General features: G+C 53.1%; 25 protein-coding genes. 20 read left to right on the top strand and 5 right to left on the bottom strand.

The window, feature by feature from the left end; translation table 11 throughout:
- Window positions 1-5 precede the first annotated feature (5 nt).
- Window positions 6-212 (bottom strand): DUF6783 domain-containing protein, encoded by a 207-nt coding sequence (locus tag MCJ35_RS32110; protein WP_353656121.1) that lies wholly within the window; start codon window positions 210-212, stop codon window positions 6-8.
- On the opposite strand from MCJ35_RS32110, the gene MCJ35_RS32105 reads away from it, so the two are divergent.
- The 3 genes from MCJ35_RS32105 to MCJ35_RS15055 all read left to right on the top strand — a co-directional run bounded on the left by MCJ35_RS32105 (window position 117) and on the right by MCJ35_RS15055 (window position 2,443).
- Complete coding sequence (locus MCJ35_RS32105) at window positions 117-380, top strand: DUF6783 domain-containing protein (protein ID WP_353656120.1); 264 nt, start codon at window positions 117-119, stop codon at window positions 378-380. The two genes, MCJ35_RS32110 and MCJ35_RS32105, sit on opposite strands and share 96 nt — an antisense overlap.
- An 11-nt stretch (window positions 381-391) precedes the next feature.
- Window positions 392-1,147 (top strand): 4Fe-4S binding protein, encoded by a 756-nt coding sequence (locus tag MCJ35_RS15060; RefSeq protein WP_025486525.1) that lies wholly within the window; start codon window positions 392-394, stop codon window positions 1,145-1,147.
- A 174-nt stretch (window positions 1,148-1,321) separates the two neighbouring features.
- Window positions 1,322-2,443 (top strand): pyrroline-5-carboxylate reductase family protein, encoded by a 1,122-nt coding sequence (locus tag MCJ35_RS15055; RefSeq protein ID WP_240299557.1) that lies wholly within the window; start codon window positions 1,322-1,324, stop codon window positions 2,441-2,443.
- A gap of 16 nt (window positions 2,444-2,459) precedes the next feature.
- Here the strand turns inward: MCJ35_RS15055 and MCJ35_RS15050 are convergent, their stop codons facing one another.
- Window positions 2,460-3,047, bottom strand: coding sequence for a dipicolinate synthase subunit B (locus tag MCJ35_RS15050; protein WP_008717889.1), 588 nt, complete (start codon window positions 3,045-3,047; stop codon window positions 2,460-2,462).
- A gap of 36 nt (window positions 3,048-3,083) precedes the next feature.
- Window positions 3,084-3,908: a dipicolinate synthase subunit DpsA gene (locus MCJ35_RS15045; RefSeq protein ID WP_025486528.1), complete on the bottom strand. Its 825-nt coding sequence runs from the start codon at window positions 3,906-3,908 to the stop codon at window positions 3,084-3,086.
- Between the two features lie 127 nt (window positions 3,909-4,035).
- On the opposite strand from MCJ35_RS15045, the gene dapA reads away from it, so the two are divergent.
- The 14 genes from dapA to MCJ35_RS14975 all read left to right on the top strand — a co-directional run bounded on the left by dapA (window position 4,036) and on the right by MCJ35_RS14975 (window position 18,354).
- Window positions 4,036-4,926 carry a 4-hydroxy-tetrahydrodipicolinate synthase gene (gene dapA, locus MCJ35_RS15040; RefSeq protein WP_240299556.1) on the top strand — a complete coding sequence of 297 codons (891 nt, stop codon included), beginning with the start codon at window positions 4,036-4,038 and terminating at the stop codon, window positions 4,924-4,926.
- Window positions 4,927-5,106: 180 nt separating this feature from the next.
- Window positions 5,107-7,413: a helix-turn-helix transcriptional regulator gene (locus tag MCJ35_RS15035; RefSeq protein WP_025486529.1), complete on the top strand. Its 2,307-nt coding sequence runs from the start codon at window positions 5,107-5,109 to the stop codon at window positions 7,411-7,413.
- Between the two features lie 330 nt (window positions 7,414-7,743).
- Window positions 7,744-8,847, top strand: a complete 1,104-nt coding sequence (locus tag MCJ35_RS15030; protein WP_025486530.1) for a TRAP transporter substrate-binding protein — start codon at window positions 7,744-7,746, stop codon at window positions 8,845-8,847.
- A gap of 77 nt (window positions 8,848-8,924) precedes the next feature.
- Window positions 8,925-9,413, top strand: coding sequence for a TRAP transporter small permease (locus tag MCJ35_RS15025; protein WP_025486531.1), 489 nt, complete (start codon window positions 8,925-8,927; stop codon window positions 9,411-9,413).
- Entirely contained in the window at window positions 9,410-10,696 is a 1,287-nt protein-coding gene (locus MCJ35_RS15020; protein WP_240299555.1) for a TRAP transporter large permease, read from the top strand. Before MCJ35_RS15025 ends, MCJ35_RS15020 begins: the two co-directional genes overlap by 4 nt.
- An 18-nt stretch (window positions 10,697-10,714) precedes the next feature.
- Window positions 10,715-11,563: an MBL fold metallo-hydrolase gene (locus tag MCJ35_RS15015; protein ID WP_025486532.1), complete on the top strand. Its 849-nt coding sequence runs from the start codon at window positions 10,715-10,717 to the stop codon at window positions 11,561-11,563.
- 20 nt (window positions 11,564-11,583) lie between these two features.
- Window positions 11,584-12,375 carry an alpha/beta hydrolase gene (locus MCJ35_RS15010; protein WP_025486533.1) on the top strand — a complete coding sequence of 264 codons (792 nt, stop codon included), beginning with the start codon at window positions 11,584-11,586 and terminating at the stop codon, window positions 12,373-12,375.
- 233 nt (window positions 12,376-12,608) lie between these two features.
- Complete coding sequence (gene yedE, locus MCJ35_RS15005; protein WP_025486534.1) at window positions 12,609-13,670, top strand: YedE family putative selenium transporter; 1,062 nt, start codon at window positions 12,609-12,611, stop codon at window positions 13,668-13,670.
- Between the two features lie 15 nt (window positions 13,671-13,685).
- A complete protein-coding gene (locus MCJ35_RS15000; RefSeq protein WP_025486535.1) occupies window positions 13,686-13,895 on the top strand; it encodes a sulfurtransferase TusA family protein in 210 nt (69 codons plus the stop codon).
- Window positions 13,896-14,084: 189 nt separating this feature from the next.
- Window positions 14,085-14,462 carry a winged helix-turn-helix domain-containing protein gene (locus MCJ35_RS14995; protein WP_025486536.1) on the top strand — a complete coding sequence of 126 codons (378 nt, stop codon included), beginning with the start codon at window positions 14,085-14,087 and terminating at the stop codon, window positions 14,460-14,462.
- Between the two features lie 14 nt (window positions 14,463-14,476).
- Window positions 14,477-15,502, top strand: a complete 1,026-nt coding sequence (selD, locus tag MCJ35_RS14990; RefSeq protein WP_008717867.1) for a selenide, water dikinase SelD — start codon at window positions 14,477-14,479, stop codon at window positions 15,500-15,502.
- 33 nt (window positions 15,503-15,535) lie between these two features.
- The gene (gene yedF / locus MCJ35_RS14985; RefSeq protein ID WP_025486537.1) at window positions 15,536-16,267 is read left to right on the top strand and encodes a sulfurtransferase-like selenium metabolism protein YedF; all 732 of its coding nucleotides are present in this window, start codon (window positions 15,536-15,538) and stop codon (window positions 16,265-16,267) included.
- 64 nt (window positions 16,268-16,331) lie between these two features.
- Entirely contained in the window at window positions 16,332-17,159 is an 828-nt protein-coding gene (gene yqeB / locus MCJ35_RS14980) for a selenium-dependent molybdenum cofactor biosynthesis protein YqeB (protein ID WP_025486538.1), read from the top strand.
- Between the two features lie 28 nt (window positions 17,160-17,187).
- The gene (locus MCJ35_RS14975) at window positions 17,188-18,354 is read left to right on the top strand and encodes an aminotransferase class V-fold PLP-dependent enzyme (protein ID WP_240299554.1); all 1,167 of its coding nucleotides are present in this window, start codon (window positions 17,188-17,190) and stop codon (window positions 18,352-18,354) included.
- 32 nt (window positions 18,355-18,386) lie between these two features.
- Here the strand turns inward: MCJ35_RS14975 and MCJ35_RS14970 are convergent, their stop codons facing one another.
- The gene (locus MCJ35_RS14970) at window positions 18,387-18,677 is read right to left on the bottom strand and encodes a DUF2325 domain-containing protein (RefSeq protein ID WP_025486539.1); all 291 of its coding nucleotides are present in this window, start codon (window positions 18,675-18,677) and stop codon (window positions 18,387-18,389) included.
- Between the two features lie 182 nt (window positions 18,678-18,859).
- Here MCJ35_RS14970 and MCJ35_RS14965 point away from each other — a divergent pair, with 182 nt between their 5' ends.
- Window positions 18,860-19,114 carry a hypothetical protein gene (locus MCJ35_RS14965; protein ID WP_025486540.1) on the top strand — a complete coding sequence of 85 codons (255 nt, stop codon included), beginning with the start codon at window positions 18,860-18,862 and terminating at the stop codon, window positions 19,112-19,114.
- Here the strand turns inward: MCJ35_RS14965 and MCJ35_RS14960 are convergent.
- On the bottom strand, window positions 19,111-19,653 hold the full coding sequence (locus MCJ35_RS14960; RefSeq protein WP_025486541.1) for a hypothetical protein: 543 nt from the start codon (window positions 19,651-19,653) through the stop codon (window positions 19,111-19,113). The genes MCJ35_RS14965 and MCJ35_RS14960 overlap by 4 nt on opposite strands.
- A 290-nt stretch (window positions 19,654-19,943) precedes the next feature.
- On the opposite strand from MCJ35_RS14960, the gene MCJ35_RS14955 reads away from it, so the two are divergent.
- Entirely contained in the window at window positions 19,944-20,447 is a 504-nt protein-coding gene (locus MCJ35_RS14955) for a CarD family transcriptional regulator (protein ID WP_008717856.1), read from the top strand.
- 183 nt (window positions 20,448-20,630) lie between these two features.
- Window positions 20,631-21,323: a YoaK family protein gene (locus MCJ35_RS14950; RefSeq protein WP_025486542.1), complete on the top strand. Its 693-nt coding sequence runs from the start codon at window positions 20,631-20,633 to the stop codon at window positions 21,321-21,323.
- The last annotated feature ends 68 nt before the right edge of the window (window positions 21,324-21,391 follow it).

Genomic DNA, 21,391 nt, shown 5'->3' with positions numbered 1-21,391 from the left:
GTTTGCTAAACGCAGGAAATACACTTTATTGATATAAAATCCTGAATGTACGAAGGCAGAGGTCTGCGGCGATAAGCTGGCAGCCTCTGCCTTGTCTTACTAGAGCGTGTTTGAAAATTGCTTTCCGTCAGCTGTGCGTCCCACTTTGTGGGAGATTTGGTCCCGATGAGGGAGGCGTAGCGGGCTACGTTGACCGAATTGGGACCAAATATGCCGCGAAGTGGGGCGTGCAGATGGCGGGAATGAATTTTCAAACACGCTCTAGGAGGCCTGATCAGTTTACATCCCGAAACATGACCATGGTATTGAAAAATACCGGAAAAGCTGATACAGTTAAATCCTGGTATCATGTCACAGGAATGGAAAAATATTACATATAGGAGGCAGAAGCATGAAGAACATATCAGCAGTATATTTCAGCCCCACAGGCGGCACAAGGAAGGCCGTCCTTAACCTGGCATCCGGGATGGGGGGAGACATCAGGGAGGTGGACCTTTGCACCCTGAAGGGAGAGTGCTCCTTTGAATCCGGGGACCTTGTGATAGTGGGGATGCCGGTGTTTGGAGGCAGGATTCCGGGGTTTGCGGCAAAGCTGCTTAAGCAGTGCAGGGGGAACGGGGCAGTGGCCGTTACCGTGGCTGTTTATGGCAACCGTGCTTTTGAGGACGCCCTGGTAGAATTAAATGATGCCCTAAAGGAACTGGGATTTAAGATCGGGGCAAGCGCCGCCCTTCTGGCCGAGCATTCCATGGCAAGGGAGGTTGCAGCAGGACGCCCGGATAAAAAGGATGAGGAGGATGCCCGTGGATTTGCAGGAAGAATCCTGGAGAAGCTGGCAAAGGACGGATGGCAGGAACCCCAGGTCCCGGGAGACCGGCCTTACCGCGACTGGAAACAGATGCCGGTTGTTCCCCTTGCAGATGATACCTGCATAGCCTGCGGCCTTTGTGCAGAACAATGTCCCACCGGGGCCATACCCGCGGATGCGCCAGGTACGACCAATTCAGGGACCTGTATGCTGTGCATGCGCTGCGTTGCTGTCTGTCCGGTCCACGCAAGGTCGCTGCCCGCCCAGGCCCAGGCCATGCTGGAGCAGAAGCTGGCCCCGGTCAAGGCAATCCGAAGGGAGAATGAACTGTTCCTGTAAGGCGGGAAGCGGCTGTTCAGACAGGTTGGATGGGGAAGGTTAAGGATATGTACAGGTTGGATGGGGAAGGTTAAGGATATGTACAGGTTGGATGGGGAAGGTTAAGGATATGTACAGGTTGGATGGGGAAGGTTAAGGATATGTACAGGTTGGATGGGAGAAGGTTAAGGATATATGATTGATTATGGGAAAGCCGGACTGGCTGTCATCGGCATGGGATGGATTGGGGAATATATGGTCCCGTGCTATGAACGCCTTCTGGGAAATGGTTATGAGTCCAGGATACTGGCAGTCAAGGCAACGGACAGGCGGCTTGAGGAATTAAGGAAACGGTATGGATTTGAGATCATGACAGGGGACTGCCTGGAACGGCTGAAGGCCTTAAGACCCGCCTTCCTGGTCCTTTCGGTCCGGCCTTACGAGATGGCCGGTGTGGTGGAAGGCACGGTAAAGCCTTATATAGGGTTCCTGAGGAACCAGGGCGCCCCCATGCCCCTGATAATTTCATTTGCCCCCAGCCCGCGCCCGGAATGGTATACGCAGGTCCTGGGAGAGGATGTGAGGACCGTATGCGTGCTTCCGGCCATGGAGACATCCATTGGAGGCGTCGACGTGTATTCCCTGGCCAGCAGCCAGGTTACATATGACCAGGGGATTCCCCTGGCCGAAGGGCACAGGGAAGCCGTCGGCCGTTTCCTTGAGCCGTTGGGCAAGGTGTTATGGTGTACGCCCGAGGAGTCCATGGCCCTTTTATCCATGAATATTACGTACCATATGCTGTATCTTCTCTGCTTTGCCCTGGAAGGACATTATGGGGCAGGGGGGTGCGCAAGGGCGGCGGGAATATTATACGCCTTAAACTGTGGGAGACTGGGTAGGCCGGGACTTGTAAAGCCTGTGGCGGAACCGGAGGAGGCGGATAAAAGACAGTTGGCCTGGCTGGAGAAGGGGTGGTACGAGGGGGCATTTGACTTTGCCGCCGGACATGGCAGGTTGCCGGACGGCGCGCCGTCCCCCAATGTCCGGGTCCTTGCGCCTCAGGCATTTGAGCTTCACCTGCTCTCCCTTCAGCTTGAGTCCAGGCAGTTCCTGGAGGAGAAGCTGAAGGACCACGCCACGCCCGGCGGCATGACGGAGAAGGCTGTGAAGGAATTTAAGCGCCTGTGGGAGGAAGTGCAGAGCGGCGCCCATGGATGCCGGATACCCCTAAAGGGCAGTGGGTCCATGGCCTATGATATTTCCTACAGACTGGCGGAGCAGGTGTATCAGAGAGGAATATCCCTGGAGCGCGGATGAATGGTTTGGATATCCATCACTGCCAGCCCCGGATGACAGGCTGGATCTGCCTGCCTTCCAGGGCTTCTTTTAATGTATCCTCAATCAGTCCGGTCCTGGCTATCATGGAACTGGGCTTTTTCACCGGGTCATCCTGGCCAAAGGGCACGAAATAGATGTTCTTGGTGTTAAACAGTTCCCCGATATTCTTAAAGTTAATCCCCAGGGCATCATTGGTGGACACGGAGATGACCAGGGGCTTCCCGTTCCTCAGATGGGCCTTGGCGGCCATGAGCACAGGGGTGTCCGTGATCCCGCAGGCCAGCTTAGCCAGGGTATTGCCGGTGCAGGGGGCAATGAGGAGCACATCCAGATATGCCCTGGGGCCAATTGGCTCCGCCTCCTCGATGCGCAGGATGGGAGGATTTCCGGCCATGCCGGTTATCCGTTTGATGAATTCCCCGGTATCCCCAAAACGGGAGTCCGTGGTCTGGACATTGCCGGAGAAAATGGGGTACAGGATGGCCCCGGTTTCCTTCAGCTTCAGGATTTCCTGTTCCATCCTTGCAAACGTACAAAAGGACCCGGTCATGGCCAGGCCGATACTTTTTCCTTTTAATTCCATAAAAAACTCCTTTCTAACAGGCCGCGCCTATGGTTTTCAGATGCGGGAACACAGGGCCTCATACAGGATCCGTGCAGAGGACATGGGTGAGTACTTGCCGGGAAGGCCGGGGCAGAGCCTGGCACGGATGCCGTGTGCATTGCAGGCCTCAAGGTCAACCCCGCCCGGGGCCGAGGCAATGTCAATGACAACCGTGTCCCTGGCCATGAGGGCAGCAAGACCTGCATCTAAAACCATGGACGGTATGGTGTTGAAGATAAATGAATATCCGTGGATATGGGAATCCAGCTGCGCAAGGGGAACCGCCCCATAGCCGTGGCACCAGGCGCGCGCCAGCTTTTTCGCATCCCGCCCCGCAAGGGCCACATGGGCGCCCATGCCTGTAAGCGTATCTGCCAGCGCCTCGGCGCACCGGCCGCATCCCGTTATCAGGCAGGAACTTCCCCGCAGGTTCATGGGACTTAGGGAAATGGCCTCGGCCACAGCGCCCTCCGCAGTGGCAACGGCATTTTTACAGGCCACCTCTTCCAGTTTCATGAAGTCAATGCAGGGGATGTCATGGGCCTTGCAGTACTCCGTGACAGACAGGGGGATACTGCCGCCAAACAGTGTGTGGGCGGATGTGAGGCGGCTTAAGAAGGTGTTTATATCCATGTCCTTAAGCTGGTTTTCAGCGTGGATGTTTTTTTTATCCTTTGAAAATGGCACAGGGCAGAGGATGATATCGGAATCCTCCATTGCTTCCCCCAGGGAAAAGGAGGGATTTTCATAATATAAGGATACTTCCTGCCCTGCCTGTTCTAACAGGCGTGACAGGTAAAGCTGTCTGGGGTCGCCGCCCAGAATGAGAAAGTGATGCATAAGGAACTCCTTTCATCTCATTATATTTTGTTATATGTGAAAAGGAAATAATTGGTGAGTGGTACCAATGGCGGATGTTTGTCATATTTCTGATAGTATAGAGAATGAACCGGGGGACAGAGAGTAAATGAGACACAGCATATTTGAAGGCAGCGCGGCTGCCATAGTAACGCCCATGGATGAATACGGCAACCTGGATTATGAAGCAATGGGCAGGCTCCTTGACCGGATCGTGGACGGGGGGACCGATGCGGTTGTTGTCAATGGGACCACCGGGGAGTCCGCTACCCTGGACGACAGGGAGAAGCTGTCTGTGATGGAGTATGTGATCCGCCATGTGGACGGGAGGATTCCCGTGATTGCCGGGACAGGGAGCAACTGCACGGAACATGCGGTAAAGCTTTCCAGGGAAGCTGAAAAACTGGGGGCGGATGGACTTTTGCAGGTAACGCCTTATTACAACAAGGCGTCCCAGGAAGGGCTGGTGCGGCATTTTACGGAGGTGGGGGACCATGTGGGGATTCCCATCCTTTTGTATAATGTGCCTAGCCGTACCGGCGTGGACATCCGGCCGGAGACATATAAGATCCTTTCCGAACACCCCAACATCAGGGGGACAAAGGAGGCCAGCGGCAATATGACGGCCCTGGCCAGGACGGCCGCGCTCTGCGGGGACGGATTCGACATCTATTCGGGCAATGACGACCAGACCCTGCCCATCATGGCCCTTGGGGGCAAAGGAGTGATTTCCGTACTGGCAAACATCATGCCCGGACAGACCCATGACATGTGCCGCCTGTTCCTGGACGGGAAGCTTAAGGAGAGCCGGGAAATGCAGCTGAAGCTTTTGGACATCATGGAGGCGCTGTTCTGGGACGTGAATCCCATTCCTGTCAAGGCGGCCCTGTCCATCATGGGTGTGTGTTCCGACAGCTGCCGCCTGCCGTTAACGCCGATGGGACGGAAGCAGAAGGAGCGGCTGGCTGCGGTGATGCGGCGGTATGGGATTTGCGGCTGAAGCAAAGGCAGGGCTGCGTAAGCGGAACCGGGAGGGCAGGAATAAAATCCCCCTCCCGTATTGCGAAAGAATTTGTCCTACAGTATAATATTTTCATACTGCATATCCGGGGATAGGGGGGATATGCAATACGGTACAATCAATCATGATCCATCATGGGGTGGACAAAAGGGGCGGGACATGGACTTAAGATTTATCAGCAGGTACAAATACAGGAGTATTTTCACAAAAACACTGGCAATCCTAATCGGGCTGATGTTTTTGCTGATCATGATTTTTTATGGTTTCAGTTATAAGGTGGTTTCGGACCAGATAACGGAGAAGTTCTGTCTTTCTAACCTGAATATGCTGGGGAAGACATGTGATGCCATTGACCTGACGCTTTCTTATATCAATCAGAGCATTACCCAGGTCAGTGAGAATGAGAATATCATCAGCACCGTGGTTGCGCCGTCTGAACAGGGGCAGCGGGATTTTGAGGTGGCGAACCTGCTGCATGCGTCCGCCGGGAAGAATCCTTCCGTTGAGGAAATCCTGCTGTATGTGCCATTTTCCCGTACCGTATATACATCCAGTCAGAAAGTCACTCCCCTTGACCGGTATGAGGGAAGGGATACCGTGGAAACGTTCATTGAAAATGCTTCCGGTAGTGCGGCATTCGGCAGTACCGATACACGCCTGTTCCACTATGGGGACGACGTGTATATGGTCCGGGATTTTCCCATGACCGGGATCAACCGTCTGGGGACCCTGTTTTATAAGCTGTCCCCGGAGGCGTTCCGCCAGCTGGCAGCGGGCCGGCAGGCGCTGTCGGGCCGTATCCTTGTGATGGATGCAGGAGGAGAGGAACTGTTTGGCGGGCCGGTGCCCGGCGGGGATGGCGGGGACGGGCTGGCGCGCCATGGGAAGGGCATGGCTCCCCGGGAGGAAATGCAGATAGCCGGGTATATGGACGGTTATACGGATAACGGGGAGGGGCTGACGTTCCGGGTCACCTCCGCCCTGACCGGGTGGGGATATGTGCTTTTGGAAGACCGCCATCTTTTTGCGCCGGAGATATCCGATATCCTGCTTTTAATCCTGCCGCTGCTCATCATGTTCTTTTTTGTCAGCCTGTTCCTTTCCCTATACATAACCCGTACGATTTATGCGCCCATTAACCGTCTGCTGTCCTCTGTCACCCGGAAAGGGATGCCCTTGCCATCGGACGGGGCAGATATACGCAACGAGTATGATCTGCTGACCGCCGCCTTCGACCATGCGGCGGTGCAGAACAGTGATTTGAACGCGGTCATCCGGGAGATTGCACCGGATATCGAGAAAAAGCTGTTCCGCGACCTTTTGTCGGGACACTGGGAGCCGGGGACGGACCTCCGTGCCGCGTTTACAAGGGTCGGAAGCGTGTTTGGCTGTGAGGGAAGATATGTTGCGCTGGCCATCCTCCTGACGACCCCGGAAAGCGGACAATTGAACGAAGTTGAAGCGGGGGTATATTTCGTAGGTGCAAGGAACCTGCTGTACAAGCTGGCAGGCACGGACTGCGCCCTCCATGTCCAATTGTATGAGGGGAATCTGGCGGCTGCGGTTCTGGAATTTGACCGCCGGACTGCCGTGTTTAAGGTAAAGGAGTTTACATCCGGCCTGATACGCGATTTCTGCAGCGCGGTACAGAATGCCACCTTCCAGGTCCAGATTGGCCGCGGACAGGTATATGATTCCATGGAGGACATTGGATTTTCCTTTCAGCAGGCGCGCGAACAGCTGATGTATATCCGTTATATGGATCAGAGCACCGGGGAAAATGAGGGCGGCGGGGCGCCGAATGAACCGCGGTCACAGCTGGAATATTACCGCATGCGTGTGGGGCAGGTGGCAAAGATGGTGGAAGAGGAGGACATGGCGGGCGCACAGGCCCTGGCGGACCGTCTTCTTTCGGAGTGTACCTCAGATACGGAAAACGGGCAGAAGGCCCGGGAGGCATTGACCGACTATTGCAACGCGATGGAGGAATGCCTGATTGAGCTGCATGTTGACCGGCCGGAGGGGGATACGGGCCTGGATTCAGGATACGGGGACAGGACGGTGGAGGAACTGACCGGAAAGGCACAGGAGGCGGGACGCGGGCTGGTATCCCTGCTGGAGGGCTATTATAAAAAACGGCGTCATAAATTCATCGTCGCCGCCCGGAGCTACATCGATGAGCATTATTCGGACAGTTCATTGTCACTCAACGGGGTGGCCGGGTATCTTGGGGTGAATCCGTCCTATCTGAGCAAGCTTTTTACGGAGGCGCTGCATAAGCATTTTAATGACTACCTGAACGAATGCCGGGTTGAGGAGGCGAAAAAGCTGTTGATGACAAACCGTCTGACCGTGAAGGAGATTGGTTACAGGACAGGATTTAACTCGGTCCAGAATTTTATCCGGGTATTTAAGCGATATGAGAATGTCACACCCGGTCAGTACAGGGATTTGAAGCGTGGTTAGCGGTACCGGGAACGGGCCGGAGGGAATAGGATTCCTTCCGGCCCGTTTTGTGTGGGCTGGGTCAGGTTGGACTGGGTCAGGTTGGACCGGGTCTGGGCAGGCTGGGTCAGGGTGGACCGGCCCAATGGCGGGGATGTCCGCAATGAATGATATCTGTGATGATTAACATTTTTTTTGCTGATGAAAGAATTGTGAACAATCCACAGGAAACGTCATTTACATTTGGGAAAGCTGTGGGTATAGTAAAAACAAGCCAGGCGGCCGCCGGTAAAATAAGAGAACCGTTATGAAGGATGGACGAAGGTCCATGGATTGAGAGGAGATAAAGGTATGATATTGAAAAAATTGTGTCGTGCGTCAAAACGTTCCATTATGGGTATTATGGCATTGGCGACCGTGAGCAGCATGGTAATCAGCGGCTGCGGTTCAAATAAAGGAACCGTATCCGAAACTTCCACCCAAGCGCAGCCACAGTCCGCTGCGGCAGAAAATAATGAGGGCAGCGCTCAGGAACAGAAAGTGATGAAGCTGGCGGCAACCCTGATGCCGGACACGTCGCCTATCAAATGTCTGACAGACATGAGCGTTAAGCTTAAGGATGAGACACAGGGCGCTGTTGATATCCAGATATTCCCAGCCAGCCAGTTGGGGGGACAGCGTGATTTCGTGGAAGGCGTTTCCATGGGGACCGTGGAAATGTGTATCGTAGGCGTAGGGGCCTTAGAATCATTTGAACCCAGGTTTTCCATCTATGGGATGCCGTTCCTGTTTGAGGATAACGACCATCTCTATAAGTTCTATGACAGCGATATCAACCAGAAGATCCTCCAGGATTTTTGCGACCAGAAGGGAATGCGTGTAATCGGCCTGTTTAATGAAGGGTTCCGCACGGTCTGGACCAAGGATAAGCCGGTTGAATCCCTGTCTGATTTTAAGGGGCTGAAGCTTCGGGTCCCGGAGATACCGATTTTTGTTGATATGTTCACTACCCTTGGCTGCAATGCGACGCCGCTTCCGGCGGGGGACGTTTATACGGCCCTGCAGACAGGAATGATCGAGGGGGTTGAACTTCCCGTCAGCTCCATTGTGGGCGGCAAAATTAATGAAGTGGTCAAGTATGAGACGGTTACAAACCATGTAAGCGGGGCCATGGTGGTTCTGATTAATGAGGGATATTATCAGTCGCTGACCGGGGAACAGCAGCAGATGCTGCTGGCGGCGGTTAAGGAGGCCTCCGATGCGGACCGGGCCAACATGGTCACGGATACTGAGAAATACGAGAAGGTAATTGCGGAAAGCGGAATCCAGCAGATCATCCCGTCCGAGGAGATGATGGCGCAGTTCCGGGAAGCCATGAACGGTGTTTCGGAGAAATATTTTAAGGATGTGATTGACCAGGAGACAATTGACCAGATCCGGGCCATGGCTGAATAGACGGTTTTGGGGCGCGCATATGGCGGGAATGGATGTTCAGACGCCTATGCCTGCCCCTTGTAAATGGAGGGTTTTTTATGAAACAGATTTGGAGGATTTTTGACAGTATACTGGAATGGGTGCTGGTAAGCTGCACCTTTGCAATGGCGGTGTTCTGTTTCACACAGGTGGTATTCCGGTATGTGTTTAACAGTTCTATCCCATGGTCGGAGGAGGCCAGCCGGTATTTATTCTCGGTGGTGGTATTTTTCGGTGGCATTATCTGCGTCAGGGACAAGGGACACGTGTGCGTGGATATCATAATACAGCAGCTGCCGTGCAGGGTAAGGCGCTATTACAGCCTCCTGCTCTATGCTTTGATGTTCCTGTTCTCCCTGTTCCTGGCAAAAGCAGGCTGGGAGCTTGCGGTTAAAAATATGTATCAGGTGTCTCCGGCCCTGCGGATCCCGCTGGGGTGGGTTTACATGACGATTCCATTTTCCGGCGTGTTCATGGGGATTAACAGTATCCGGCGCGCCATATGGGACTTCAGGGAAGGAAGCGGGGAGGGGAAGGTGGAGGAATGAATGCAGCAATCATAATGGGGATTCTTTTTTTTGTACTTTTAATCAGCGGATTGCCTATCAGTTTTGCCACGGGGCTGGCGGCCATGGTGTACATCCTGCTGACGCCGAATATCCCGGCCATCCTGATTCCGCAGCGGATGTTTGTTACGGTTGATTCCTTTGCATTGATGGCGATTCCCCTGTTCATATTGGCGGGCGAACTGATGAACAGCGGCGGGATTACCCGTAAAATTGTGGATTTCTCATCTAAGCTGGTGGGACATATAACAGGAGGGCTTGCACATATCAGTATCCTGGCCTGCATGATTTTTGCGGGCATGTGCGGTTCCTGTACGGCTGCAGGGGTTTCAGTGGGTTCCATGATGATCCCGGCCCTTAAGAAAGAGAATTATGATGTGGACTTCAGTGCGGCGGTCATCGCCAGCGCGGCGGTGTTGGGGCCGGTGATTCCGCCCAGCATCATCATGGTGGTTTACGCTTCCCTGACAGGCACTTCCGTTGCAAAGCTTTTTTTAGGCGGTATTGCCCCGGGAATCATCATAGGAATGCTTTTGATGTTCACGGCCTACCGTATTTCCAAAAAAAGGGGCTACCAGGCGAAGCTTGCCAGACGATGCTCCCTGAAGGAAATCATGGTGTCCTTCAGGAAATCCCTGGCGGCTCTGCTCCTGCCAATCGTGATTATCGGAGGTATCCTGTCCGGCATGTTTACAGCCACGGAAGCAGGGGCAATCGGTGTGGCATACGCGGGGGCGGTGGGCTTTCTCAGCGGTGAGATCCACATAAGCGATGTAAAGAGGATCCTGCTCAACGCAGCTAAGTCCAGCACCAACATCCTGTTCTTAATGGGGACGGGAGCGGTGTTCGGGTGGATTCTGACAAGCCTGCAGATCCCGCAGATGATGACAAGGCTGCTTATCGGAATATCCTCGCAGCCGCAGATACTGATGCTTATCATAATCGCATTCGTGCTCTTCCTTGGCTGCTTTCTGGCGGATGCCGCCATTGTCCCGGTACTGGCGCCGCTGCTGTTTCCGGTCATCCAGCAGGTGGGGATTGACCCGGTGGCCTTTGGCGTAATCCTCTGTACCACCGCAGTGGTCGGTAACATCACGCCTCCTGTGGGGGGACTGCTGTTTGTCATCAGCGGGGTGGGGAATGTCTCCGTGACAAAAACAGCCCGGGCCGTACTGCCGTTCCTGGCAGTGATTGTATGTGTGCTTGTGGCCTGCGGGATATTCCCGCAGATTGTTACAACCATACCCAACCTTTTGATGAGATGATAGGAGGGATGCTTACATATGGCTACTGAATTTGACATGGATATTAAGAAGCTGTACGGACTTTATAAATATCCGGAGAAATACCGGGTTTTACCGTTCCGTATATTTGGGAACCTGTATTATGTGGGAAATGCGGATGTGGGCGCGCACCTGATTGACAGCGGGGATGGCCTTATCCTGATTGACACCACTTATCCGTCCACGGCGGCGCTCTTAATCCAGTCAATCTGGGAACTGGGATTCCGGCCGGAGGATATACGTATCATTTTGCATACCCATGGACATTTTGACCATTTTGGCGGGACCGCGCTGATTAAGGCGCTGTCCGGGGCCAGGACCTTTCTGGGGGAGGCGGACGCCAGGATGTTCTGTGAACAGCCGCAGCTGGCCCTCTGTGCGGATTGCAGGGGATATGCGTATACCGAACCCTTTGTCCCGGATGTGGAAATCCGCGACGGGGACATCATTTCTCTGGGGAATACAGAAATCAAAGCGGTCGCGACACCGGGGCACACGGATGGGGTCATGTCGTTTTTCTTTGATGTGGCCGATGGGACGAACGTCCTTCGGGCAGGGCTTTTCGGCGGGGCGGGTGTGAATACAATGACATCGGATTTCATTGCCCGTTACCACAATTCCCAGTGCAGGCGGCAGTTCCCGGAAAGTCTTGAGAAAATCCGCAATGAAAAAGTGGATATTACACTGGGCAATCACGCGGCCCAGAATCATACACTGGAAAAATATGAAAAAATGAAAAGCCAAAAAGACGGAGACAATCCGTTTATCGATTCCGGGGAGTGGCAGGAATTCATCCGGTCCGCGGGCGCGAATTTCCAGCGCATGCTTCTGGCGGAGCAGCGAAAATAATATAAGGGAGGGTAACAGGGATGGCATTGGCGGAGTTGAACTTTTTTTCCTACTATCTTGGGATGAACACGTCTGTGATGGCGCTTTTGCCGGAGGAGAGGGGCATGCCCATATCAGATGACTCCCATAAGAAATATCCGGTACTGTATTTGCTTCACGGACATGGGGATGACCAGACCGGGTGGATCAGGAAGAGCATGCTGGAACTTAAGGTGAGGGACAGGGAACTGATTGTGGTAATGCCCACGGCCCATAGGGGATTTTACATCAATGGGAAACATGGCTACCGGTATTTTGATTACCTGGCAAAGGAGCTGCCCCGGGCGGTTGGGAATTTTTTCCACGGTTCCCTGGAACGGAAGGATAATTATATTGCAGGCCTGTCCATGGGAGGATACGGCGCCCTTTATCTTGCCTTGTCCTGCCCGGAACAATATGCGGGGGCGGCGGCGCTGTCGGCCGCGGTTACGCCGGGCGCTGTCCTGGATGTGGGCAGCCAGATGTTTTCCGTTCCGGATTTCAGGGAAAATATCGCTGACTGCTTCGGATGTCCGGAGCAGGCGGACGGCTCAGAATACGATTTAAGGCAGAAATGTCTGGATCTGAAGAAAAGGGATGCGGCGGACTGGCCTAAAATAATGCAGTCCATAGGAACGGAGGATCCTTTGTATCCTGTGAATCTGGAATTTTCAAGGTGGCTGAAGCAGGAAATGCCCGGACTGGAATACCAATACACGCAAGCAGCGGGGAATCATGACTGGATATTCTGGGACAGCCAGATTGATTCTGTTTTGAGGTTTTTTGGGCTATGAGGCAGTTGGGGGACCGGCTGGCTCAAAGAAAACAGCGGTATTAGACAGGCACCATATTGACTGAAATGGCATTTTATGGTATATTTGTCTCCATAAAAGGAATAACAGTTTGGAGCTTTGCGCACAAATTCTGAAAAAGCCGGTTTTGACCACAGTCCTGAGTTGGTCAGACCGGTTTTATTTATTGAAAGCGTTATTCTTTTTAGAAAATAACGAATGGAGGAAATGAAACAATGGAGGGGAAATGGAACTCAAAAACAGGGCTGTTACTATGGGGAGGCATATTGGGGCTGGTGGCTGCCGCGCTGGCATTCATGGGAAACCCGGGGAACATGGCATTTTGCATCGCATGCTTTATCAGGGATATCGCAGGCGCATGTAAGCTGCACACGGCTGGGGTGGTCCAATATATGAGACCGGAGATTGCAGGTCTGGCGGCAGGCTCCTTTGTCCTATCCCTGCTGGGAAAGGAATACCGTTCCACATCCGGTTCATCGCCCATGATACGGTTCCTTCTTGGCATGGTGACCATGATAGGGGCCCTTATATTCCTGGGCTGTCCGCTGCGCATGGTGCTCAGGATGGCTGCCGGTGACTGGAACGCATATGTGGGTCTGGCCGGTTTTGTGCTGGGGGCAGCCACAGGGTGCTTTTTCCTGAAAAAGGGATTCAGCCTGGGGCGGGCCTATGATACAAGAAAGGAAAGCGGCTATATCCTTCCTGCCATTCTGGCGGTCCTGCTTCTGCTGAGCATCCTGACGCCGCTGTTTGCGGCAAGTACCGAAGGCCCTGGCAGCATGCATGCGCCTGTGGCGGCATCCCTGGCAGGCGGCCTCATATTCGGCGCGGCGGCACAGCGGTCAAGGACCTGCTTTGCAGGAGGCATCAGGGATGTGATTCTCATGAAGAATTTTGACCTGCTGACGGTCATCATCGGCCTGTTTGCCGTGATGACGGTATATAACCTTGCAACAGGAGGATTTAAACCGGGATTTGCAGGACAGCCAGTGGCGCATACCGAGGCGCTGTGGAACATGGCGGGAATGTATGTGGTCGGCTTTGCCGCGGTGCTGGCAGGAGGATGTCCTTTGAGGCAGCTGATCCTGGCTGGACAAGGTTCCGGGGATGCGGCCGTCAATGTGCTGGGGATGTCTGCAGGCGCTGCCTTCTGCCATAACTTCGGGCTGGCTTCCAGCGGTACGGGTACCACGCCTGCCGGAAGGATCATGTGCGTCGTATGTATTGCGGTGCTGTTCATCATTGGTTTTAGCTGTAAACGGAAATCGGATAAGTAGTGAGGAGGAGATGGAATGAAGGAGATTGATGTAAGGGGACTGTCCTGCCCGGAGCCGGTACTGATCGTGATGGATGAGATGGATGCCGATCCGGGGCAGGACCTGGCCGTGCTGGCAGATGCGGCCCACACCAGGGATAATATCGTGAAGCTGGCAGGGGAGTATAAGCGGGACTGCAGGGTTGGGATGAGAGGAAAGGATTTTGAAATCATCATACAGGGCTGATCTGGAAAAACCATTTGCATATCCAGGCGAATCTGCTATAATAAAAGCAGCGGAAGAATAGCAGTTTGGAGCTTTATGCAGGTAATCGTAAAAGCCAGTGGCAGCCATTGTATTTGGTATGGCCGGAGTGGCTTTTTTGTTTGGGAAACGTTATTCTTTTGAAAACATAACCAAGAGAGGGGCCAGGAAATGAATCAGAACCAGCTTCATTACGGCATATCACTGAAATTGTATTTTGACAATAAGGCATTTGGTCCGGGGATGTCAACTTTGCTGCGGGGGATTGAGGAAACTGGGTCCCTCCAGGGCGCTGCCCAGTCCATGAACATGGCTTACAGCAAGGCCTGGAAGATGTTAAAGGAGTCGGAAAAGGCCTGGGGCTTCATGCTGACCGAGCGGGAGACAGGGGGAAGGGATGGAGGCGGTTCCACCCTTACGCCCCAGGCAGTCAGTCTCCTGGAGGCTTACGATGCTTTCATGAAGGAGAGCAGACAGGAGCTGGACCGGCTGTTTGAAAAGCATTTTTCACAGGAATGGGTAGAGGAATTAAAGATATCATCGAACTGACAGGAGGAAGGAACGTGGGACAGGAAGAGATTGTATTCTGCAGAGGCGGAGGGTGCACGGCGAAACTGGGGCCGGGAGCCCTTGCAAAGGTATTGGAGAAGATACCCAAGACAAAGGACCCCAATCTCCTGATTGGGTATGAAGGCTCGGATGATGCGGCTGTCTACAGGCTGACAGATGACCTGGCCATGGTACAGACCCTGGACTTTTTCCCGCCCATGGTGGAGGATCCATATATATTCGGGCAGATAGCCGCGGCCAATGCGCTGAGCGATATCTATGCCATGGGAGGCGATGTGAAGACGGCCCTTAACATTGTCTGTTTCCCGGAAGCCATGGATTTAAACATCCTTGGCCAGATCCTTCTTGGAGGAAGTGAGAAGGTAAGGGAGGCAGGGGGAGTGCTGGCAGGAGGCCATTCCATTGCTGATTCGGATGTGAAGTATGGCCTTTCTGTAACAGGAACCATACATCCGGACAAGGTATTTGCCAACAGCGGATGTAAGGAGGGCGACCTTTTAATCCTTACCAAGCCCCTGGGCGTGGGAATCGTATGCACGGCTTCCCGGATGGGTGAGGCATCGGATGCAGCCATGGACCTGGCAGTCAGATCCATGACCAGCCTTAACAAGTATGCCTCTGAAATTGTGCGAAGGTACAGGGTGCATGGATGCACGGACGTGACTGGTTTTGGCTTCCTCGGACATCTTTGCGAGATGCTGGGGGACAGCTATTCGGCCCTGATTTACAGGGACAGCATTCCTTTCATACCGGAGTGTGAGGCGTATGTGGAGGAGTTCTACCTGACCGCCGCAGCCCAGCGCAACCGGAACCATGTGGGGGATAAGGTGGAATTTGCAGGCTGCGGTTTTGCCCTGGAGGAAATCCTCTTCGACCCCCAGACCTCGGGAGGGCTGCTGGTATCCATGGACAGGGAGGATGCGGCCCCGGCCCTGGAGGAAATCCGGAAGCTGGGCCTGCCCTGCGCCATTGTAGGGGAAATCCGGCCAAGGGAAGAAAAGGCAGTTACTGTTAAATAAAACAGTACATGTGAAGAAAGGATGAAGGAAAATATGAGATTAGATGAACGCGGCAAACAGTGTCCGCTTCCTGTTATCGATACAAAGAAGGCATTGGAGCGCTGTCATGCGGGGGAAGTAGTGGAAGTGGTGGTTGACAATGAGATAGCGGTCCAGAACCTGCGCAAGATGGCGGACCATAAGGGACTTAAGTCCTCCTATGAAAAGGCCGGTGACAGGGAATTCCAGGTGAGGATAACGGCGGGCGCAGCAGGGCCGGAAAAAACGGACGGGGCTGGATCGGGGAATGGAATTGGCCCGGATGACGGAATTGTTTCAGGGACTGGAATTGGCCCGGATGACGGGGTTGGTTCAGGAATGGGAACCGGCTCTGATGCAGGGGATACCAGAGACGCCCAGGATACCGTCTGCCAGCCTGACTGCCGCAGGAAAGGCATGGTGGTGGTCCTGTCCTCAAATCTGATGGGGCAGGGGGACGGGACCCTTGGGAAGCTTCTCATGAAGGGGTTTGTATACGCCCTGACCGAGCAGGACAGCCTGCCGGAAACCGTACTTTTATATAACAGCGGCGCATATCTGTCCTGCGAAGGCTCGGACAATGTGGAGGATTTAAAGAATCTGGAGGCCCAGGGCGTGGAAATACTTACCTGCGGCACCTGTTTAAACCACTATGGACTGGCAGATAAGCTGAAGGTGGGCAGTGTTACAAATATGTATGAGATTGTGGAACGCATGACAGGAGCCAGGCTTCTGGTGCGTCCATAGGAGTCAGGCGCTATCGCGGATCCTTGTCCGCGGTGCGTTTCAGGGAAGGAAATGAATTGTTATGATGACAGACAGAACAAAGCAGCTGGTAATCGTAAGGGGCGGAGGCGATATTGCAACGGGAACCATCCACAGGCTTCACCGCTGCGGATACCCGGTGCTGATATTGGAGACAGGTTTCCCATCTGCCATCCGAAGGTGCGTGGCATTTTCGGAAGCAGTGTATGACGGGTCAGCCGAGGTGGAGGGCGTGGCCTGTGTCAAGGTTTCCAGCTATGAGGAAGCCTGTTCCATGATGGAACAGGGGGTTGTCCCGGTAATGATTGATGAGCAATGCCAGGTCCTTGACAAGGTAAGGCCATGGGCTGTGGTGGATGCCATACTGGCCAAGCGGAATCTGGGAACCAGCCGTGACATGGCGGATAAGACCATTGGCCTGGGGCCTGGATTTACCGCGGGTCAGGATGTGGACCTTGTGATAGAGACCATGAGAGGGCATAACCTGGGCCGGATCATCGGCAATGGCAGCGCCGAACCCAACACCGGCATACCAGGAATCATCGGCGGCGTTGGGGCGGAGCGGGTCATCCATTCACCGGCCAAAGGCATTTTCCTTGGAAAGGCAATGATTGGCGGCATGGTGGAAAAAGGACAGCTGATCGGGACGGTTGTGACCGGACAGGGGGAGGTGGCGGTTGAGGCCTCCCTGACCGGACTTTTAAGGGGAATCATAAAGGATGGTTTTCCAGTGGTAAAGGGATTTAAGATAGCGGATATCGATCCGAGGAAGAGCGAGTATGAGAACTGCTTTACCATTTCAGACAAGGCCAGATGCATCGCGGGCTCCGTGGTGGAAGGGCTGATGATGCTGGAGATGAAGCAGGGCCATTAAACACTGAGGGAAATGACGGGAGTTAACAATGATTTATCTGGATAATGCGGCTACTTCTTTTTACAGGCCAAAGACAGTGGCAGAGGCAGTGGCAGAGGCCATTAACACCATGGGAAACTGTTCCAGGGGTACCTATGAGACAGCCCTGACCAGCGCAAGGACCGTGTATGAGACAAGGGACCTGCTGTCCGGACTGTTCCATGGGGATGGACCGGAGCAGGTTGCATTTACGGCTAATTCCACGGAGAGCCTGAATATTGCCATAAAAGGTGTGCTGGATCCGGGTGACCGGGTGGTGACCACGGCGCTGGAACACAACAGCGTGCTGCGGCCCCTCTATGAAATGGAGCGCCAGGGCGTGGATCTGGTGGTAGTTGGCTGTACCGGGGAAATGGACCAGGGCGGGAGAAGTGAAAAGGAAAGACATAAGGGCGCGTTGGATTACGATGCCCTGAAGGCTGCCATTATCCCGGGAACCAAAGCCGTGGTATGTACCCATGCCTCTAATCTCACCGGCAATCTGGTGGATATCAGGAGGATTGGGGGCTGGTGCCGGGAGGCGGGCGCCCTGTTCCTGGTGGACGCATCCCAGACAGCGGGGGTGTTTTCCATTGATATGGAACGGGATAATATAGACATCCTGTGTTTTACAGGGCATAAGGGTCTGATGGGGCCTCAGGGGACCGGGGGGATATGCGTCAGGAAAGGAATCCGGGTGCGCCCCCTGCTGTCGGGCGGAAGCGGCATCATGACCTACTCCAAAACCCATCCCGCCTCCATGCCCACTGCATTGGAGGCAGGCACCCTCAATGCCCACGGACTGGCCGGACTCAGGGCGGCGCTGCTCTATATCAGGGAGCAGGGCGATGGGACCATAAGGGATAGGGAACTGGCATTGATGCGCCGTTTTCATGACCAGGTAAGCGCCATTCCCGGGGTATGTATATATGGGGATTTTGAACAGCAGGAGAGGGCTGCCATCGTGGCCCTGAACCTGGGGGATGAAGACTCGGGTGAGGTCAGTGATTACCTGGCACAGGAGCATGGGATTTATACCCGTTCAGGCGGACACTGCGCGCCTCTGATGCATGAAGCCCTGGGAACCAGGGAACAGGGGGCTGTAAGATTCAGCTTTTCCCATTTTAACACAGCGGAGGAAGTGGATCTGGCCGCTGCTGCCCTCAGAGCTTACTGACGCCGGGAATGGATTTTCAACCGGCAGATGTATCAAACGGCACAGACAGCACATTTTTCTTCCAGGATTTCTGTGAGGGCTGTGCCGCTGCTGGTGTGGCAGCGCACGATTTCCGTACCATTCCCCACCTCGTCCAGGGCGCAGCGTATCATTTTATGTGAGACCGTGTTGGTGAACAGCACCAGCAGGTCGGGACGGCCGATCTGTTTGTCCAGGCTTGCGCTCATCTGGGTAAATACCTTTGCTTTGCAGTTGTAGTTCTTGCAGATTTTTTTGTACTGGCTTACCATGCGGTCATGGCCTCCGATGATGACAACACTCATGTGAAATCCTCCTTGTCCGTGATTCAGATTGTTGTGGCTGCTATATGGTTTTTTAGCTGCAGGTATCTTTACTGTTTCAATTTATGGTTAGTATTGACTAACTATAAAAGTATCATACAGGAAGGCGGGGGAATTGTCCAGCCATTTATTTGAGAAAGTTTTTCAAATAGCGCGGAGGCCGGATGGATTTTAACAAAATATACGGAAAATCTGGGTTTCTTCAGCCAATTAACAAGGTTGTGAAGGCCATGACGGTTAGGAAGGTTATGGGAAAAATTTCCCATTGCAATCTGGACGTGTGTCTGAAGTGGGAATCCAATGATGGGATTGGAGGGTTCAGCCGCAGTGAACTACCCATCGGCTTTAGACAACGGGTAGTCCACAAAATGACATGGGATTTTTATCTTTTAGTAATACCATTCGTCCCTATATTTTAATCATGATTCACCTTCTCGATGAAGGCCTTTAGATATTCATGGAATTTCCTGCTTTCTTCCGGCTGCTCAATTCCGGAAATGATGCGGGATTCAACAGACATAGCGATAAACTGTTTATTTTTTAAATAAATGGCTGCCTTACGGTTCCCTGCATCGATTTTTTCTACGTTTTGGGTTGTCATGTGCAGGATGAAGGAAGCATCCGGATTCATGAACCTGGCAGAAGGGCATTTTACGGATGTGAGATACATCTCATCCCCGCCATAGGCAATGATATAAACGGGCAGTTCATCATAACCTGTCTGCAGCCGTCTGTATCCGTTTAACGAAGCCTTGACGTCCTTGGTACCTGCGGCGAGTACAAAATCAAGGCCGGCTGTTTCTGGAATGATGCCTGTTACATTTTTACGGACCATATCCCAGAACGACTCCTCCTTTGCCTTGATTTTGGCAGCATTTTTCTTTTGGGACGCCTGTTTGCTTTTGACGACCAAAAGGGCAACCAGTACAATGATACAGATAAATAGTAATAATGGCATGTCACACACTCCTTTGTTTTTATTTGTTTATTATAATCAGAGTTGGCATGGTTGTATAGAATGATATGACACTAAAATCCCCAATCATGGCCTTCTGATCCTAAAAACTGTCGTCATCCTCCCCTTGCCTGCTCCTGTCAATTAACCGCACACTGTATTCCGTTGCAATCTCATATTCATGCGTATGCCGTGGAGTGGGACAGGCTGGGTTTACATAATATGAAAAATGTGCTATAATAGATAAATACCCGGTAAACGCTTGAACATAATGTGTTCAGAAAGGTGGGAAATTGTTCAAAAAAGGTGAATTCATACTCTATGGAACGGTAGGTGTATGTCAGGTAGAGAAAATCTCCAGGACAGACTTTTCAGATAATGACAGACTGTATTATTATCTGGTGCCAAGATACGAAAAAGACACGACCATCTGTATTCCGGTGGATAGCGACAAGGTTATGATGAGGGGCATCATGAGCCGGAAGGATGCCGAGCGTTTTGTTAAGGCATGGCCGGATGTGGAGTGCAAGGAGTATGCCAATGACAGGGAGCGGCCCCAGGCCTATAAGGAGGCTATCCAGTCAGGAGACTGTCTGGAACTGGCATCCATGATTAAGGAGATATCCAGAATGGAACAGTCCCGCAAGGGCAAAGGAAGGATTCTGTCTGTCCGGGAAAAGGACGGGGCAAAGGCTGCAAGAAGGCTTTTGTTCGGGGAACTGGCGGCCGCGCTTGATATTTATCCGGAGGATGTGCCGGAGTATATCGAGGGCCACACCGGACTGCCCTGTCAATAAGATTGAGTGCCGCCTGATATATTCACGCTGGGCGGCACCATTACTGCCATGCGGCACCATCACTGCCATGCGCAGACACCGGTGCACTGTACTGGTAATTTGCTATTTTCATTTAGTCTCAGCTGTGATACAATCTTGAGTTGGAAAGATATCATCATTAACTTGGGAAAGGCGGCATGAGAGATGGAGAAACATATATATACCCGTGGACAGATGTCAGAGGCTGTGTCAACGGGTATTTTTTTGACCCTGTCAGGCGGATTTCAGGATGCTTATACATATTACTGCCGTGGAAAGGTGTTTGCCAATGCCCAGACAGGCAACATCGTGCTGATGGGAAGCTACCTGGCTTCCGGCCAGTGGGGCGTGGCCCTGCGGTATTTTGGGCCGGTTGCCGCATTTGCAGCGGGTGTGTATATGGCAGAACACATCAGGCGGCTTCACCAGCGGGATGGGAGACTTCACTGGAGGCAGATGGTGGTGGCCATTGAGATCCTGCTGCTGTTTGCAGTTGGATTCATGCCCCAGTCCATGAATATGGCTGCCAACATCATGGTGTCATTTGTCTGTGCACTGCAGGTCGATGCCTTCCGTAAGATTAAAGGAAGTCCTTATGCATCCACCATGTGCATCGGAAACCTGCGCAGCGCCACGGAACAGCTGTACCGATTCCGTCATACAAAGGACAGGGAATGTCTGGGCAGGTGCGTGCGGTATTATGGGGTCATCCTAATATTTGCAGTGGGTGCGGTGATGGGAAGCGTGTCCACATCCCTTATGGGGGAAAAGACCATCTGGCTCAGCTGCATCCTCCTTCTGGCAAGCTTCCTCATCATGTTCGTGCGGGAGGATATTGAGAAGAAAGAAGGGCTTTAAATAATATACCGGGTTATGACTGATATGTAACCCATACAGCTAAATGGGGAGAGGGGGTATTCACGCCT

The sequence above is a fragment of the Enterocloster sp. OA13 genome, assembly GCF_022440595.1.
Classification (GTDB): domain Bacteria; phylum Bacillota; class Clostridia; order Lachnospirales; family Lachnospiraceae; genus Enterocloster; species Enterocloster hominis.
Note: the sequence above shows the minus strand (reverse complement) of the source record. Positions and strands in the feature narration are given on the sequence as shown.